We start from the raw sequence: 15,564 nt of genomic DNA on the forward strand, positions 1-15,564 counted from the left end.
TTTTTCGGAAATTTCGAAATATGCGTCCGATCTTTTTCGATTTGCGGAAGCTCGGTCCGGAGTTTTGTCGGATTTGGATTTTTCCCTATAGAGATAATAGTAAGTTAAAGCAGAATTAATGAGAAGTTCTGGATCCGATCCGGTTAGTTTGAATGCTTCCCGAATGACCTCCATCGATTTGGAAAGAATGGACTGATTCTGAAAGCCTTCCGTTTCGTATTTATGATTGAGGTAGTCTATGTATTCCGTATAAAATTCGAGTTCTTCCTGCGAGTTCGCGAATCGTTTACGATTTTTCCAGGCCATCGAAAATTCCGATCCGGCCGATATGTATGCTTCTCCCGTTTTTTTATAGAGAAGTCCTAAACGGAAATGGCCCATCGGCGAGGAAGGGTCCAAGCTGATTGTATGTTTGTAGGCGCGGATTGATTCCGCGATTTCGTTTCTGGAAAAATGGTAGTCTCCTTTTTTTCTTTCGACGACCGCTGGTTCTATTTTTTCCGAAACCAAAGGAGCCGCTACCATGAGATTTTTATCTTTTACGAGCCCGAGATTTCCGATTCCTCTCGCTCTTTTACCGATAAAAGACGTTTGAAAGATAGACTTGATCTCGATCTGTGCGACGATGTTTCCGTTTTTGTAATTTTTATGATCAAAATCTTTTTCAATAAGATATAAGGTTTGTCCGACTCTAAGTCCGGGATCGAAATTGATTTTGATCGTAACTAAGTCGGCTCTCGTATCGACTCCGATGTCGAGATATTTGTTTTTTCCTTCTTCTTCGATCGGTTTCACTTTATCATAAAGTACGGTCTCGCCCACAAGAATCATCTTTTCTTTTTCAGGTTTGCCCGGTTCTCGGAAGGCGTAGACGAGTTCTCTTGAGTCTACTTTCCCGAAGGATGAGGTAAAAAGAAGGATTGAAAAAAAGATTCGAAAGGGTCTCACCTTATAAGAATCGGTCGATTTTTCCATCTTGCTTCGAAAAAAGATGTGTTTGGAATGTTTTGGAGCCGATTCAAAAATGATTTTTTGAAAATTATTTTAAAAACATCTTAGAATAATTGGAATCGGCATTTTAAACAAAGATAAAGTATTTTTAAGACAGCTTTTTTCGTATTTTTAATACTGGACTTTAAGGATTGAAATCTTCGAAAGAAGAAATTTTAGGGTGGGAATGTTTCGGTTGCGGATAATTCCCGGGACGTTCTAGTAAAGTCGTATTAAATTCCGCGCTTCTTGCGGCGTCGGCTTCTTCCTTGATATCGGTGAAAAATAAGATTTTTTCCGGTGCGATTCCCAGTTGCTCCGCGATCCTTGAATAACTCGCAGATTCCCTTTTCCCTCCAATTCCCGTATCGAAGTAAGCGGAAAAATATCCGGTCAAATCTCCCAAGTCCGAATATTTAAAAATTAATTTTTGAGCTTGGATGCTTCCGGAGGAATATACGGCCGATTTCTTTTTGGCGGATTGAATTCTTTTTAAAAACGAAGGGACATCCGTAAATAGGGAGCTTTTCAGTTCTCCATTTTCGTAACCGTGTTTCCAAATTCTTCCTTGAATTTCTTTGAGAGGTTCGCTCTTCCGATCCACGGAAACGAGATATTTGCAATAATCGCTCAAATGTTGAGGAGAATCCGTTAGCTGTCCCGAATACGTGGAATCATGTTTTCCTTCTTCGAGTAATTTTTCGATCCATTCTCTCTCAAGAGAATTCGATCGAAAAAAAGTTTCGAACTTCCCGATAGAATACGGAAAGAGAATTTTATGAACGAATTCGATGGGAGTTGTGGTCCCCTCGATGTCGAATAGATAGATTTCGAAGTCCAATTAGGTCGCCCCTTTGATTTTTTCGGCTTCAGAAGCCAGATAATCATGCACGTTTTTTTCGTCCTTTTCAAAATTTTTCAATACAATCAACCAGAAGAAGGCACAGGGAATCCAAAAAAGAACAGAGATGGAAAGCCCTAAAGAACGGTCCCCCGGAGTCAGGCCCAAAATCACCGCGCTCATCGCCGGTCCGAGTCCCTTTCCTAAGTCGTCGGTGAGATTATAGAGTGCGAACATACTACTTCTATTTTTTGGAATATTCACATTCATTAATGTAGCTCTCACGTTCGGTCCGGTGACGGATATGATAAAACCAGTGACGATGTTGATTACGATAAAAAGCCCCGAATTTGCGATGTTCTCCGCTTTTAAAAGATAGATACAGGGCGGAACTCCGATCAATATGCTGGACATACAAAAAATAGGAAGATATCGTTTGTTATAGTTGTATATTTTTTGTCCGATGACCCCTCCTAAAAATGTTCCGGCAAACACACCGATCGCCGCATAAGTAAGAAGCATCGTGGCCGTCGTTTTGTCTAGGTGATAGGAAGTTTCGTAATAATCCACCAAGAATACGAAAAAAACTCCCCAGGGAACGCAACCCGGAATTCCCTGAAGAAAAATTCCTATGTTCGTTTTGTTTCTGAAAAGGAGTCTAACGTCACTCCAACGAAGATGAAAACTTTCTTCTGGAAATTTCTCCGCGATTCCATACCATTCCGATTCTCCTCCGCCTCGGATCGGCTCCTTACAGAAGATCCAATAAATGACCGCAAAAAAGAAAGAAGGAATGGAAAGGTAGATAAAACTCATTCTCCAACCGTTGATCGGATCGGCGTTTCCTAAAACTCCTCCGAGAAGTTGGCCTATCCCGAGACCGATTCCCATCGAAAGAGAAACATAAGCGGCGGCTGTGGACCTGGATTTGTCCGAAAAATAATCCCCGAGTACCGTAAAAAGAAGCGGAAATATTCCTCCAAGACCGAATCCGGTAAGAGTTCTATAGATTACGAATTCAGAATAACTGGTCGCGAATCCGGAAAGAAAGCAGGGAATTTCACCTAAAAATACGGAAAAGAGGATAAGGGTTTTTCGTGAATATTTTTGGGATAAATAACCCATGCTTACGGAAACGGCTCCGCCTAGGATGAAGAATAGAATCGGGATAATCCCTCCGATATACCAATCTACATCTTTCTGATTATTAAGACCGAAAGAAGCTCCGATGTTTTTTAAGTTAGGCGCGATTAGATTCTGATCCGCGAAAAGAAAAAAAGCCATTCCCATAATCATCCAGAATGCTAAAATCGAGTTCCATCCGTGATTCGCCAATTCTTCCAATCCAAAAAAACGAAGAGTGCTTTTCTTTAAGGGTCTTTTTTCCATATTTTCTCCGGTTCTATATAGTTTGATTTTTTCCTTTTTTAGGAAGCGAATCCAAACAATGAAGAAAGTGAAGTAAAACTCAAGGAAAGTTTGAATTTGATTTTGGAATTCGAGATTTCTTGTTGCAAACCGCACAACGGGGCTATGGAGACGTTTTAAAAAAATGACGTCACGATGAAAAAAAATCATTTTTGATCAGTTCTATAATATTTAGTTGACCCGTATCGTTTTAATGATTCTTTTCTCTCAAATAAATCGGTATTAATAATGACCTTTCATCACAAAGAATTTTATATCTTATCCGGTTCCGATAAATCAAAATTGTACTGCCAATCCTGGACGAAGCCAAACTCCAATCGATTGGTGATCTTTCATCACGGCTTCGGAGAACATAGCGGGCGTTATGCAAACTTGCTCCGTTACTTTGCAAGAAGTGATATTAATTTCTATTCTTTCGATATGAGAGGTCACGGTAATTCGGAGGGAAAAAGGGGACATGCGGATTCTTTCGATTTATATGTGAGAGATCTGGCGGATTTCGTTTCCGAGGTTTTCAAAAGAGAGAAAAAAGAGCGTTTTTTTCTTTTGGGACATTCGCTCGGAGGAGCCGTTGCGCTTCGGTATTCTCAGGAGGGAATTAATCAGGACAATATTCTGGGTCTGATTCTAGGTTCTCCTGCGCTGATGGTGAAAGTGGATTTTAAAAAGAAGCTTAAAAAATTCGCGGCTGGTTTTTTAAGTAAAATTTCTCCTTCCCTCATCGTGGACGCGGAATTGGATTTTCAATATCTTTCCCACGATCCGGACGTGATCGAGGCCTACAAACAGGATCCCCTTGTTCATGGAAAGGTTTCCCTCAAGATGGGAAGCGAGCTTTTGGAAATCGGGCCTAAACTGATCAAAAAAGCGAACGTGCTTCGATGTCCGGTTTTGATCCTTCACGGCCAGGAAGACGGGCTTGTGGACGTAAACGGTTCTACGGAACTTTATAAAAATCTAATTTATAGAAACAAAAGAATCAAAATTTATCCTGGACTTTATCACGAGTTGATGAACGAATTTCCGGAACACAGAGATGTGGTGTTGAACGATATCCAAACGTTTTTAGAAACCATTCAAAGAGAAAAGGTGGACTCCGATCCTTCCTTAAAGATGAAAAAAGAAATTCCGACTTCACAGAAAAAAAGAAACGAAAAAAACGCGGTTTCGAATCTTTAACGTTTTCGAATTTTTTGTTTGTTCTCGGAAAGATTTTGGGATGTGAATTTTTGGTATTTGTTTCCGATTTTCAAATATTTTTTGGGGGAAATTCGGGATGTGATGTTTTCTTATATCAAAGATAAGTCGTTTTAAATCTACCTCCGTTTTTGTTGCAGTTTCGAATGGATTTTTTTTGAAAGTTTTACGAATGCCGCAACGGATCTGAATTCCTTTTCGGATAAGTTTGTAGGAAAAATGACTTTAGCTCTTTCTAAAAACGAAAATGAAAGAAAGAGTAAAAAGAAATCCTAATATAGCTACTAACCCCAATAAAGAGCGTTCCATGGACCAGGTTCCGTTTTCTATTTTCCGATTGATTTTGTCCGTGTCCGTAATCGGCGCTCCACCCGAGACTGAGATGGAAATTTCGTATTTGGGGGAAGGGTAATCTACCTTGAACGCTTTCATGTCGGAAGGAACGTCTTCTTGAATTCTTTCCTGTTTGGAAGCTCCGATAAAAGAAATTTCCATGTCTTGCGGCTTTGAAAAGACGGCTCTAAAACCTTCTTCTTTTTCGGCGAGCATCCTATCCTTGAACGTGACAGTGGAAAGATTACTAGCGGGAATCGTATAAGAAATTTGTAATTCCGAACTTCCGGGAAGAATCGCTCTGTCTAATAACTTTCCGTTCGTGCCGTCCTTGAGTTGAAGGGGGATTGCCATTTTCGATTCTCCCTGAGTCAACTGTCCGACTACTTCGCTTGCTTCGGAAGGAACGAAAATTTCGAAAGGATTTTGCTCGTCCTGAAAACTTTTAGGAGGAATCGTATTGTTGGATATTAAATAAATCTTAAATACTCTAAGGAAGTTTCTTCCTCTGGAAATTTGCATGGCGGATCTCGTTCTCACGAAAGATTTTTCCTTTGTCTTTTCATATACAACAATCTCTTGAACTCCGGAGCGAAGGACGGGCACAGGAGGAACCATTTTGTTGTAATTGATTCCCGCGTACTTCGCTTGAAGAAGAATGGGCGTTCCGTCCGGAACGGAAAGTTTCGGGACGATAAAAAAACCTTTTGAAGGTCCAATTTCTTTAATAGGAATCATCCCTTGTTGAAGGGCTATAATTCGAAGAGATTCGATGCTGCCTTCTTTACCGGTGGTTCCGTTTTTGATACGGATCTTAAGTTCGAGTTCTTCCGAATTGACGGATGTTTGTACTAGGAGAATTAGGAATAGAATCGTAAAGAATGTTTTCATCTTCAGTTTTAAGGCCAATTTAATTTCACCCTTTCAAAAAGAAAATCCTTTACACTCGCTTTTCTTTTACTAATTTTATTCTCTTTGAACGTATGTCTTTCGCTTGAGTTCTTTAGGAGATAATGATGGGTTGGTTGAAAAAAATCGCGGCTATATTCGGAATTCTTTTCGGTTCCTTTTTGATTTTGGTCTATTCGATTACGTATCATCCGGATCAGGCGGAACCCGCGAATATTCTTTGTAACGAGAACGCTCCAATCTTGAAAACGGATTCTAAGGTCAAACTTTTGGTCTGGAACGTGCAATATCTTGCCGGAAAAAAAGAGTTTTTTGGTATGATCTACCCGAAGGAGACGGACCGGACGTTGGTCCTTCCCGAGAGGAGATCGAAGAAACTCTTAAAAAAGTAACCGACTATATCCGTTCGGAAAATCCGGATGTGATCCTTTTACAAGAACTTCATGACGGATCCAAGAATACTTTCGAAGAGGATCAACTGGAAAGAGTTCTTTCTCAGATCGGGCCCGCCTATATGTGCAGAAGCGAAGCTTTTTACTGGAAATCTTTTTTCGTTCCGCATCCTAAAATTTGGGGCAGTGTGGGGATGAAACTTGCGACGGTGAGTAAATATAAAATTTCCGACGGAATTCGACATTCTTTACCGCTTATGCCTGCGGATCCTATCTCTACCCAATTCAATTTGAAAAGGGCAATTCTTCAAAACGATCTGCCGATTGAAGGTGGTGATAAGTTTACTGTGTTGAACACGCACCTCGATGCATTTTCCCAAGGAACGGATACGATGCGCAGACAGGTGGAGACGATTGCCGGCCTTTTGAAAGAGCTGGATCTCGCAGGACATTATTGGGTGTTGGGAGGGGATTTTAATTTACTTCCTCCCGAGTTCGATCGGAAACTTATGCATCCTAACGGCGCTTTCTTTTATTCGGATGAGCAGGAAATCAAACCTCTCTTTGATCGATGGAACTCCGCCGTTCCATTCAATATTTTGAATGGAGCTGGAAAAGAAAAATACTATACGTATTATCCGAACGATCCGGCGATTGGAAAACCCGATCGGACGATCGATTATATCTTTTATTCTTCCAACTTAAAACAAACAGGATATAAAGTGGATCAGGGAGAAATACTTTGGACCGTTTCGGATCATTTTCCCCAAATTGGAATATATCAAACACTCCATAAAGAATGAGGTAGTTGGAACAAAAGCTCAACGTTTCTTCCTATGGAACGAAAAACATGACGGAGATTTCTTGTAAAAGTAAAGATTAACACTCCTATATAAATAGAACGTTTACCAATTAGGATTGCCAAACCAAGAAAGGATAATTCTTTGGATGAAAGAATTTATCGGACACGTACATGAGACCTTTTAAGATATTGGGAATCCAACAAATTGCAGTGGGCGGAGAAGACAAAAAGAAACTCGAAACTTTTTGGGTGGATATCCTCGGACTTGAAAAAACAGGAACGTTTAAAAGCGAAAAAGAAAACGTAGACGAAGATATACTCAGAATGGGCAAGGGCGCTTACGCGGTCGAAGTCGACATTATGCAACCGATTGACTCAAATAAAAGTCCAAAGGTTCACGAACCGAAACTCAATCACATCGGACTTTGGGTGAACGATATTTACAAGGCCGTAGAATGGCTGACCGCAAAAGGGGTTCGTTTTACTCCGGGCGGAATCCGTAAAGGCGCCGCGGGATATGACGTATGTTTTATTCATCCGAAAGGAAACGAAGAATTTCCATACTCGTCCGAAGGTGTGCTTGTGGAACTCGTACAGGCTCCCGCAGACGTAATTAAGGCCCTCGGCTGAAATTTAAAACAATGTCGCATAAAGCATTTTAAATATTCGTTTTTTTGCGGATATTACTGATCCTTATAAAATAGAGTACCGTTGCTCTGAGCACAAATCTTGCATTTAGACGCAGAATTTTAGACACTCTATTATGTAGAGATGAGTAAGACAAAACAAACGGTGTTTGAGATTCTTTTTGAAGGGAATTTGGAATGGCCGGTTTAAAAAGATTACTTTTTGCCTAGAAGAAAAAAAGTTCTCATCGGGCCTTTACCTTTGACTTCGATGATACCCCTATCTTCAAATGTGAATAAGTCCTTAAGAGAATCGTAAACCATTTGAGAGCAGTGTATTTTGCCGGGTTCTCCGTGAGATTCCATTCTAGAAGCCGTGTTTACGGAATCGCCCCAAAGGTCGTAAACGAATTTATTTTTACCGATTACCCCGGCGACTACGTCTCCTGTGTGTATACCGATTCGAATATTGAATTCGTATTTCCAAGATTTTTGAAGATTTTTAAGTCCCTGAATCATATCGATTGCGGCTAACGCGATTTTTTCCGCGTGATCCTCGGTTGGAATTGGAATCCCGCCTGCCATCATATAACAATCCCCGATTGTTTTGATTTTTTCGAGTTGGTATTTGCTTGCAATGTCGTCGAAACAAGTGAAGATCTGATTCAGAATTTCGACCAGCTGGTTTGGGGTCGGAATTTGTGTGGAGAGTTTTGAAAAACCGACTATATCCGCAAACAGAACCGTGGACTTCTTAATATAATCCGCGATTACGTTCTCTCCCGCTTTCAATCTTTCCGCGGTTGATTTAGGAAGGATGTTTAGCAAAAGACTTTCCGACTTTTGTCTTTCCTTCTCCAAACCTTTGTTTAACATATTAATTTCTTCTAAAGAATCCTTGAGTTCGCGGTTCCTTTTGGAAAGGGTTTTGTATGCGTCCGCGTTATCCACTCCGATCGCGACGTAATTGGCAAGGGTTCTTAAAATATTGAGTTTGTTTTCGTTGAATTCGTTTTTATTGTAGCTCTGGATCGTAAGAATTCCGATGAATCTTTCCTCTACTTTCAAAGGAAGATAAACCACCGAACTTATCTTTTCTCCGAAATGTTTCTGAATGGTGGAAATGTACTGAGGAAAATCCTTTTCGAGATCGTTCGTAATCAATTCTTGATTGTTATGATAACAAAAAGAAGAGGGGTTGTCTTCGGTAAGAGAATCCACCGAAGGCGCGGGAGTGTAACGTCCTTCGATCAAATTGAATTTATATTTGATTTCATTTTTGCCTTCTTCGATGATCCCGAATGCGAGAATATCTATGGAGAGCATGGACTTTGTGTTTTCATATACGGAAGTCAGGATGATCTTGGGTTCCAGACTGGCGGTGATCATTTGGCCGATTTCGCTCAGCTGTTTTAGGTTCTGATAGGAAGACGCAAGTCTTTGATTGGAATCCTGCAGTTCCGTTTGAGTTTTAATCAGACGATTCTGAGTGGAATCCCCGATCTTCATGAGTTTGGAAGACTGTTTTAAAAGAGATTCGTAAGCCTCTCTGATTTTTTTCAGCTCTTTTAAAAGGGCTTCCTGATCGAGGGGTTCTTTTTTATCTAAGATTTCGTTGACTTCGCTTAATAATTGAAATTCGTTTTCAAAAAAAGAATTGAAGTCTTTCGGTTCCATGTAACTTTCTAAAGCTAAGTTATGTTACTTATAGGATTTAAGTTCGAATGGAAGGGAAAGATCGGATGAAAATTCTTCTCCTGTCTCTTGCATATCGTCGTCATCCTCTTTGTATAACCAGAGCACTTTTACCTTGCCGTTTTGGTCGTGGTATTTTTGGAGAGAATCTAGAATATCCATGATCACTTTAGACGAACTCGTATTGAAATAATCTAACTGAAATTTTACTTGAACCTGCGATTTTGAATTCATCATCGCGTTTAACCAATCGAATACGGGTTTGTAAAATGCGATCGCATTTTCAGGATAAGATTCTCCGATAATTTCGATCAATCCCTGTTCCGTGTCTAAGATTACTTCCGGAGAGGTTTTGGTCTGCTGAATATGCAGTGATTCCATTCTTAATTTTCCTTTGTAAAATATACAGAAAGTGTGAAGAACGAGTGTTTATCGTCCACCGGCGAGATATCGTAGGAAAGAGGTCCATCCGACTTTCTTGCAATATCGATTAAACCTACACCCGCACCTTTACTTTCTTCGGGTCTGTTTGAGCGCAACTGTCGTTGGTAATAAGCCTTTAACTCATCCCTTGACATAGAATTAATTTTTTCACATTTACTTTTTAGTAATTCGATTTTTTCATTTAATACAAGATTTCCGGCTGAAATATTATAGCCAATCGATTTTTCATCAACCATAATGATGCCAACGCCGCTTTCTCTTCCATCTTCGAGAACTTTTCTTTCCGCGGAATAGTGTAACATATTCTGAGCGAGTTCGATGAAAACTGCAAAGATTTTTTTAATTTTCGATTCAGTACTTAAGGAAGTCCGAATCATCGAACCGAATTCCGTCAGAACCTCTTGCGATAAACGGCCTTTGAAGGAAACAATGAATTGATAATCGTAGGCATTTCTATATTGTTTAAACAATTCTAGGGAATTATTTTCTATCATTTCGTTTTAACATACTCCTGTAATTTTGCTTGCTTGATTAAATTCTAAATCCAATCAAAGTTATGTCGTCTCTCTGAACCTCTCCCGCTTGATATTCATCCAAAAAGGTGGAGAGTCTTTCCTTTTGTTCGTGTGCGGGTAAAGAGAGAACGCTTTCTAAATGCCTTATTAAACCTTTGCTCGTGATTCTTTGTCTTTGGGGATTCGGTTGATCCATATATCCGTCCGTTGTGAGGTAAAACATAGTGGATTTTCCCTTTTCCAATTTTACTTCACGAGTGGAATATGTTCTGGAATCTTCTTTTTGTCTTCCACCGATCGAATGTCTGTCGCCTTTGATTTCTTCGATTTTGTCACCTTTTGAAAAATAGAGCGGTCTTTTAGCGCCAGCGAACAGTACTTTATCCTCGTCAATTCGACAGAAACAAATATCCATTCCATCTAACGAGTTTGCGCCTAAAGTGTCTTGTTTTAAGGCTTGTCGTACATTTCGGTTTAAATGTTCCAGAACTTTTCCCGGATCTTTGATTCCCGCCTCGTTTACGATCTGATTGAGTAGGGTATTTCCTATCATGGACATTAATGCGCCGGGAACCCCATGTCCAGTACAATCGACTGCCGCAAGGAAAACGGATCCTTCTTTTTTGCTAAACCAGTAAAAATCTCCAGATACGATGTCTTTCGGTCTGAATAAAACGAACTGTTCGCGTAAGTTTTTCGCGAGAGTATCATCCGAAGGAAGAATCGCCTGTTGAATATTCAAAGAATATGCGATGCTGTCCGTAATACGCTGATTCTTAAGTTCCAGATCCGCGTTTGCTTGAGCCAATTCTCTGGTTCTTTCTCTGACCTTTTCCTCCATATTCGCATAAAGTAATGCGTTATCGATGGAGATTGCAGCTTGAGAAGAAAGGATATTCATAATCTGAAGTCGATCCGAAGTAAAGGCTCCTTCCGAAAGATTATTTTCTAGATAGAGAATTCCAGAAATTTCCCCTTGTTTGATGACCGGCGCACAGAGAATCGATTTCGTTTTAAAATTTTTGATATATTCGTCTTTGTTGAATTTTTCGTCCTGATTTGCGTTTCTTAAAACAAGGTTTTCCTTGGTCCTTTCCACATAATAGATGAGGGATATCGGAAGATTTTTGCTACTGCCGAGAGGGACTCCGGTCAATACTTCCACGTCGTCTTTGGAAATCGAACCTTCGGCTTCCACATAAAGTTTTCCTTCCTTTTTCAAGATGAGTACGCCTCTTTGTGCCCCGGCGTTTTCGATTACGATCTTCATCAATTTGTCCAAAAGATTTTCCAGTTTGATCTCTCCGGAAATCGCCGTGGAACTTTTTAATACGGATTGAAGATCCAAGGTCTGGCCCGAATACACTTCGGTTGCGGCCGCTGTTGTGCTGGAAATCGTTCGATGGGTGCGCAGTAATCCGGTTCCTCTTTCACGGATGAATTCCGGAAACTTGGATTTGAGCATACTTTGTTTGAGGTTGGCTCCCCAAAGTCCGTAACGATGGAATGCTTCGTTGATGAATTCTCCGGCGATCTTGACGCTGCCTTTGGATAGCCAGAACATCGCGGCGTTCTCGCAGGCGAGAGCTTCGTCGTTTTGAAACTCGTTCTTTCTCGCTTCTCGAATTGCGGCTTCGTAAGTCCTTGCGGCTTTCCAGTTTTTGTATTCGAGTTTTGCTAGTTCCGCGTCTACGAGTAGATATTTGTGGTAAAAGTTTTCGGGACAACTTTCGGCTAGGATGAAAAGTTGTTTCTGATTCTCCTGAATCTTTTTTAAATATTCTTTTTTGAGATCGGGGGAAACTTTTTTGTAGTTTGCGGCCAAGGCGAGGGAATATAAAAAGTTGTGTTCCAGCGGGCCGTATTGACCTCCGAGATAGAGAATCATTCTGTTCGCTTCTTCCGCTTCCTGAAGCGCGAGTTGATATTCTCCGTACATTAAAAGGGAACGAACCTTCATCACTTTAAAGGTGCAGATCGGAGCCAAACTTTGGTGGTCGTTGCAGAGATCGATGTACTCTTTTTCCAGATATTCGCTCGAAGAGAAGTCGAGATGACTTCCTGTTTCCCCTCTTAAATTGGAAAGAATGAGAATGGTCCCGAGGATTGTATCAATCGCAAGATTGTTTTTTACTTTTCTTACGAACTTGAGGAGTTGATTGATCTTTGGTTTTAGGATTTCCAGGTTCTTTCCTTGAAACATCACATTGGAAGCGTCGTTCATCGCGGCATAACTTCCGTGTAAAAATTCTCCGGAATCCAAAGCAGCTTGAACGCACTTGATGTTGACTTCTTCGGAAAACTTAAGGTGTTTTACAAAAGAGGAAGAATAGTTCGCGAGAATGTTTGCCGCTTTGGTATATCCGCCCGAGTTCATATATTTTTCGCTGAGTTTTACTGCGAGTTCGCAGAAGTCGTATGCACCTTTATAATCCCCTAGTTTTCCGACGAGTACCATTCCGTAACAAGAATATCCGTACGAATCGGAAAGGTTTCCGTATTTCAACAAAAGGTTCGCCATCTTCAGACAGATTACCGGAAAAAGAGCAGGTTCTTTGTTGTAAGCCATCGGAATAGCGCTGATCAAAAGATTCACGGCCCAGATGTGATTCGGGTCCGTCATTAGAGGAGCGTCTAACAGAGATGTTATGTTTCTATTTTTGAGATTCTTTTTTGCTTCTTCGATTTCTTTTTTTACCACCTTTTCGAAACCGGAAATCGGGAGTTCGATTCCCAAAGGCTTTAAGGCATTGATTACGGTCGGCATTGCGAGATCGTATTTACCTTGGGCGGAATATTCGATCATCAGCAAGTTGTATGCTTCCGCTTGTTCCACGGGAGTTTTTGCCTGCTTTAGAATATTCTGAATCATCTCCTGGGATTCTTCGAAGTTCCCATTGAGGTAAAGAGCTTCGGCGAGTTCTTTGTGAACCGCATAAGCAAGGTCGTACTCCTTCTCCCAAAGTCCCTTGTCGTCTTTACCCGATTTGGAAAGAGAGAGTAGAAGTTCTCTCGCTTTTTCCGAATACAATTTCGATGGTTTATAAGCCGCGGAGAGTTTCGCTTTTTGTGCGGCTTGAAGATTCAACTGTATTAATTCTTTTTTTTCGGAATTTTCCGTAACGAGCGAGGAACCGGTGTTCAAGTGGTTAACCACGTCAAAGATCGAATCTTCCAAAGCTTTTTCATTTAAGTTTTCCAGAAGAATTCTGCCGATCTTAAGACGTAAGGATCGTTTTTGATCCTCGTTCAAAAGTTCGTAACTTGCTTGTTGCACTCGGTCGTGTTGAAAGCGGAATTGGATCGACTTTGCAATTTGGAAATTCTTATCCTGATTTTCTTCTATTTCTACCATGGAATCCACGAGTCGGTAGTTGTCTCCGATCGGAACGATCAATTCCTCTTCCATGGTTTCCATAAGCGCCGCCGCGGTTTCCTTCAAAGTCGCGCCCAAAATTTTGGATTGGATTCCGAGATCGAAATTGCTTCCGATACAGGATGCGAATTTTAAAGTTTCCTGGGTTCTAGGGGAGAGCTTTTTGATTCTTTTTAAGAGAAGATCGACCACATTATCCGAAATATCCGTCTTTTTGATCTTATCGAGATCCCAGACCCATCCTCCCGAGATTGTGGAACTTCCTTGTTGATAAGAGATGACTTCCTCTTTGGACAATTGTTTCAGCAGTTCGTTGATGAAGAACGGATTTCCTCTTGTTTTCGAATATACGATTTCGGCGAAACTTAGGGTTTCTTCGATCGGTTTCCGTAAACTGTCCGACAAAAGTTCGTTTACGTTTTCCAGACTTAAAGGTTTGAGTAGAATTTTATCCAGACGGAATCCTTCCTTTTCCAAACCCGTTATCAGAGTGGAAAAAGGATGTGTGGAGTCCACTTCGTTGTCTCTATAAGCTAATATTAGAAAAATATAATTTACAGAGGCGTCTTCGATTAGATTCTTGACAAGCTCCAGAGAAGATGTGTCGGCCCATTGTAAATCGTCTAAAAAGATGGCAAGCGGATGATCTTGATTGGCGAAGATTTTTATAAAATTTTGAAATACCAAATAAAAACGGTTCGCATTTTCCTGAGGTCCTAACTCCGCTACGGGGGGCTGTTCTCCGATGATAAATTCGAGTTCCGGCAAAACGTCGGTTATAACCTTTCCGTTTGCACCCAGAGTGGTGCGGATTTTGTTTTTCCAGTCTTCGATTCTTTCCGGAGATTCCGTCAGAATTTGTTCGATCAGATTGGAAAATACTTGAATGATTGCACTGAAAGGAACGTTACGATTGTACTGATCGAATTTTCCGGAAATGGAATAACCTTTTGATTCCGTAAGAGGTTTGTTGATCTCTTTGACGAGAGAGGATTTACCAACTCCGGAATAGCCCGCTATCAGGACGACGCTGGTCCTTCCGGTTTCCGTCATGCGTTTGAATTCGTTTAACAACGCTTCGATGTATCCCTCTCTTCCGTAGAGTTTTTGAGGAATTTTGAATTCGTGAGAATAATCCGTGGAGCCAAGCGGAAAACTGGGAACGTCCCCCGACTCCAGCCATTTGTCTCGGATGATCTCCAAGTCCGATTTGAGTCCTTCCGAGGTTTGGTATCTTTCCTCCGCGGTTTTTGAAAGAAGTTTTAATACGACATGAGAAAGGGCTTCCGGGATTTCGCCGCGGACTTTACGCGGATCGATCGGGGATTTTGCGAGATGGAAGTGAACCAGTTCCAGAAGGTCTTCGCTTTCAAAGGGAAGTTTTCCGGTGAGAAGTTCGTAGAAAGTGACTCCGAGGGAATAAAAATCGCTTCTGTAATCCACGGAACGATTCATCCTGCCGGTTTGCTCCGGAGAAACATAGTGAATGCTTCCTTCGAGGCGATTTGGATTGGACCAGGAAGTTTCTTCTTTGGAGAGTCGGGTAGAAATCCCGAAGTCTACGATTCTTAAAATGTCTTCATCCGGATTGAATATGATGTTATCCGGCTTTAAATCTTTGTGTATTACTTTTTTATTATGGATTTCTCCGAGTTTTTCGGTGAGGTCGATCGCGATTTTGAAAAAGTCGTTTAGGTTGACCGGTTTTTTTTTGGAAAACTGTTTGAGTGATTCTCCGGGAACGAATTCCAAGATAAGGGTGAACCCTTCCGGAATTTTCTCCATTCCAAAGGCTTGAATCATTTTATCGGATGAGAGATAGTTCAAAATTTCATATTCGTTTCTCAAATTTACGACAGCAGGATGCAATTCGTCCAGGATCGGGATGTACTTAATGATTACGTTGATTCCGTCCTTCGATCGTACGGCCTTGTAAACCTCCGTGGACGAGTCCGTGTTCATTCTTTCTTTTATTTCGTAACCTTCTATTTTCATACGTATCGATGTTCTTATTAC

10 protein-coding genes and 1 pseudogene (1 of these 11 running past the window's edge) are annotated in these 15,564 nt (G+C 40.9%); 3 read left to right on the forward strand and 8 right to left on the reverse strand.

The window, feature by feature from the left end; genetic code table 11:
* The 3 genes from LEP1GSC062_RS07305 to LEP1GSC062_RS07315 form a co-directional block, all read right to left on the reverse strand.
* Positions 1-975: the 5' portion of a tetratricopeptide repeat protein gene (locus tag LEP1GSC062_RS07305; RefSeq protein ID WP_020983858.1), read on the reverse strand. It extends 237 nt beyond the left edge of the window; the window shows 975 of its 1,212 coding nt (coding positions 1-975); the start codon lies at positions 973-975; its stop codon lies beyond the left edge, outside the window.
* Positions 976-1,135: 160 nt separating this feature from the next.
* Positions 1,136-1,831, reverse strand: a complete 696-nt coding sequence (gene mtnC, locus LEP1GSC062_RS07310) for an acireductone synthase (RefSeq protein WP_010578655.1) — start codon at positions 1,829-1,831, stop codon at positions 1,136-1,138.
* The gene (locus LEP1GSC062_RS07315) at positions 1,832-3,220 is read right to left on the reverse strand and encodes an MFS transporter (protein ID WP_039941497.1); all 1,389 of its coding nucleotides are present in this window, start codon (positions 3,218-3,220) and stop codon (positions 1,832-1,834) included. It abuts the gene before it with no gap.
* Positions 3,221-3,487: 267 nt separating this feature from the next.
* Between LEP1GSC062_RS07315 and LEP1GSC062_RS07320 the strand changes: the two genes are divergently transcribed.
* Entirely contained in the window at positions 3,488-4,438 is a 951-nt protein-coding gene (locus LEP1GSC062_RS07320; protein WP_020983842.1) for an alpha/beta hydrolase, read from the forward strand.
* A gap of 243 nt (positions 4,439-4,681) precedes the next feature.
* Here LEP1GSC062_RS07320 and LEP1GSC062_RS07325 read toward each other — a convergent pair whose 3' ends face one another.
* Positions 4,682-5,680 carry a hypothetical protein gene (locus LEP1GSC062_RS07325; protein ID WP_039941477.1) on the reverse strand — a complete coding sequence of 333 codons (999 nt, stop codon included), beginning with the start codon at positions 5,678-5,680 and terminating at the stop codon, positions 4,682-4,684.
* Positions 5,681-5,805: 125 nt separating this feature from the next.
* On the opposite strand from LEP1GSC062_RS07325, the pseudogene LEP1GSC062_RS07335 reads away from it, so the two are divergent.
* Both LEP1GSC062_RS07335 and LEP1GSC062_RS07340 read left to right on the forward strand, forming a co-directional pair.
* A pseudogene (locus LEP1GSC062_RS07335) lies at positions 5,806-6,893 on the forward strand (endonuclease/exonuclease/phosphatase family protein).
* A 170-nt stretch (positions 6,894-7,063) separates the two neighbouring features.
* Positions 7,064-7,522 carry a VOC family protein gene (locus tag LEP1GSC062_RS07340; protein ID WP_010578660.1) on the forward strand — a complete coding sequence of 153 codons (459 nt, stop codon included), beginning with the start codon at positions 7,064-7,066 and terminating at the stop codon, positions 7,520-7,522.
* Positions 7,523-7,734: 212 nt separating this feature from the next.
* On the opposite strand, the gene LEP1GSC062_RS07345 is transcribed toward LEP1GSC062_RS07340, so the two are convergent.
* Genes LEP1GSC062_RS07345 through LEP1GSC062_RS07360 form a run of 4 tightly spaced genes read right to left on the reverse strand, consistent with a single transcriptional unit; the run spans position 7,735 to position 15,543 of the window.
* Positions 7,735-9,195 (reverse strand): adenylate/guanylate cyclase domain-containing protein, encoded by a 1,461-nt coding sequence (locus LEP1GSC062_RS07345; RefSeq protein ID WP_010578661.1) that lies wholly within the window; start codon positions 9,193-9,195, stop codon positions 7,735-7,737.
* Positions 9,196-9,219: 24 nt separating this feature from the next.
* Positions 9,220-9,594: a DUF1987 domain-containing protein gene (locus LEP1GSC062_RS07350; RefSeq protein WP_002722704.1), complete on the reverse strand. Its 375-nt coding sequence runs from the start codon at positions 9,592-9,594 to the stop codon at positions 9,220-9,222.
* A 2-nt stretch (positions 9,595-9,596) separates the two neighbouring features.
* Entirely contained in the window at positions 9,597-10,151 is a 555-nt protein-coding gene (locus LEP1GSC062_RS07355) for a SiaB family protein kinase (protein WP_004500278.1), read from the reverse strand.
* Positions 10,152-10,188: 37 nt separating this feature from the next.
* The gene (locus LEP1GSC062_RS07360) at positions 10,189-15,543 is read right to left on the reverse strand and encodes an AAA family ATPase (RefSeq protein ID WP_020983834.1); all 5,355 of its coding nucleotides are present in this window, start codon (positions 15,541-15,543) and stop codon (positions 10,189-10,191) included.
* Positions 15,544-15,564: the final 21 nt, after the last annotated feature.

The organism is Leptospira alexanderi serovar Manhao 3 str. L 60, from assembly GCF_000243815.2.
GTDB lineage: Bacteria > Spirochaetota > Leptospiria > Leptospirales > Leptospiraceae > Leptospira > Leptospira alexanderi.

Bases quoted from the DNA above. Each gene is read 5' to 3' on its own strand.
- LEP1GSC062_RS07315 (WP_039941497.1), bottom strand. From the start codon at position 3,220: ATGGAAAAAAGACCCTTAAAGAAAAGCACTCTTCGTTTTTTTGGATTG.
- LEP1GSC062_RS07320 (WP_020983842.1), top strand. From the start codon at position 3,488: ATGACCTTTCATCACAAAGAATTTTATATCTTATCCGGTTCCGATAAA.
- LEP1GSC062_RS07325 (WP_039941477.1), bottom strand. From the start codon at position 5,680: ATGAAAACATTCTTTACGATTCTATTCCTAATTCTCCTAGTACAAACA.
- LEP1GSC062_RS07340 (WP_010578660.1), top strand. From the start codon at position 7,064: ATGAGACCTTTTAAGATATTGGGAATCCAACAAATTGCAGTGGGCGGA.
- LEP1GSC062_RS07345 (WP_010578661.1), bottom strand. From the start codon at position 9,195: ATGGAACCGAAAGACTTCAATTCTTTTTTTGAAAACGAATTTCAATTA.
- LEP1GSC062_RS07350 (WP_002722704.1), bottom strand. From the start codon at position 9,594: ATGGAATCACTGCATATTCAGCAGACCAAAACCTCTCCGGAAGTAATC.
- LEP1GSC062_RS07355 (WP_004500278.1), bottom strand. From the start codon at position 10,151: ATGATAGAAAATAATTCCCTAGAATTGTTTAAACAATATAGAAATGCC.
- LEP1GSC062_RS07360 (WP_020983834.1), bottom strand. From the start codon at position 15,543: ATGAAAATAGAAGGTTACGAAATAAAAGAAAGAATGAACACGGACTCG.